Source organism: Lysinibacillus parviboronicapiens, assembly GCF_003049575.1.
GTDB lineage: Bacteria > Bacillota > Bacilli > Bacillales_A > Planococcaceae > Lysinibacillus > Lysinibacillus parviboronicapiens.
In genome coordinates this window covers 1-1,475 of sequence record NZ_PYWI01000081.1, presented here as the reverse complement: position 1 = coordinate 1,475, position 1,475 = coordinate 1, and the positions used below count along the sequence as shown (strand labels likewise).

Here is a 1,475-nt window from a genome sequence, read left to right as displayed (position 1 = left end):
AGAATGTACTGCACCCCAAAAGTTAGAGTAAAAAACTAACTTTTGGGGTGATTTTTTATGACTAAATATAATGAAGAATTTAAATTGATGGTGGTTCAAGAATATTTAAGTGGCTCTCTAGGATATCGAGCGATAGCGAAGAAGTATGGTATAGGTGATTCTCCATTAAGGAGATGGGTACGTGCTTTTAAAGAGTTTGGGCATAGTGGCTTATCCGTTAAGAAAACGAAGCAGTTTTATTCTGTTCAATTTAAATTAGATGTATTAAACTTTATGAAACGAACAGGTGCTTCCTATCAAGATACTGCGATTCACTTTAACTTGAATGATCCAACTTTAGTTGCTAGTTGGTATCATCGTTTTTTAAAAGAAGGGATAGAGGGCCTGCAAAAAAAATCAAAGGGGCGCCCGTCTATGTCAAAGAAACAAAAATCAACAGCGAATAACCAAGAAAAAACAATGTCACGTGAGGAGCAGCTAGAACGCGAAAATGAACTGCTTCGTTTAGAGGTTGCGTATTTAAAAAAGTTGAAGGCTTTTCGAGAGAATCCAGATGCCTTCCTCGAAAAGCACAAGCTGCCATCGCCTTCGAACTTAAACAAGAAGGATTTCGATTAAAAGATATTTTAAAACAAGTGGATATTCCAGAAGCGACGTATCATTATCATATCAAACTGATGGGGCAAAAGGATCCAGACGTAGAGTGGAAAGTCTTGATTTTAGAGACTTTCGAAAAACATGAAGGTCGATATGGCTACCGCCGAATTCATGCGGAATTAAGAGTGCAAGGACATACAATTAATCATAAAAAGGTACAACGAATTATGAAAAACCTAGGGTTGAAATGTGTAAAATTCGTACGTAAATCACGCTATAAATCATACAAAGGAACAGTTGGGAAAGTCGCTAAAAACCTTTTGAATCGTAGATTCAGAACGTCATATGCCCTTCAAAAATTGGTGACTGATGTAACTGAATTTAAATGTACAGATGATGAAAAATTATATTTAAGTCCGATCATGGATTTATATAATGGTGAGATTATTGGGTTTAGTATGTCAAAACGGCCGAGCCTAGATTTTGTGTTAGATTCACTTAAACAAGCACTTCCAATTATTCAAAAGCGTGCTGAATATCGGACAACAATTCATTCCGATCAAGGATGGCACTATCAACACAATACGTGGGTGAAAACATTAAGGCAGAACAGGATTTTTCAAAGCATGTCTCGTAAAGCAAAATGCGCAGACAATGCGGCCATGGAGAACTTCTTTAGCTTACTAAAACAGGAAATGTATTATGGAGAACAATTAATCTCTTATGAAGCATTACAAAAGAAAATAAAAGAGTATATCAATTATTATAATAATGTTCGTATTAAACAAAAACTGGCCGGCATGAGTCCGGTAAATTACCGAAAACATGCCAGCCAATTAGCTGCATAATAAAACTCTAACTTTAAGGGGTCACTACCG

The 1,475-nt window shown here is 36.1% G+C and carries 2 protein-coding genes; both read left to right on the top strand.

Going from position 1 to position 1,475, the window contains the following annotated elements; translation table 11 throughout:
- Positions 1–57 precede the first annotated feature (57 nt).
- A complete protein-coding gene (locus C9J35_RS23030) occupies positions 58–618 on the top strand; it encodes a helix-turn-helix domain-containing protein (RefSeq protein ID WP_107927146.1) in 561 nt (186 codons plus the stop codon).
- On the top strand, positions 582–1,445 hold the full coding sequence (locus tag C9J35_RS23025; RefSeq protein ID WP_235616416.1) for an IS3 family transposase: 864 nt from the start codon (positions 582–584) through the stop codon (positions 1,443–1,445). The genes C9J35_RS23030 and C9J35_RS23025 overlap by 37 nt, the downstream gene beginning before the upstream one ends.
- Positions 1,446–1,475: the final 30 nt, after the last annotated feature.

Coding starts and splice junctions, on each gene's coding strand:
- C9J35_RS23030 (WP_107927146.1), top strand. CDS start 58: ATGACTAAATATAATGAAGAATTTAAATTGATGGTGGTTCAAGAATAT.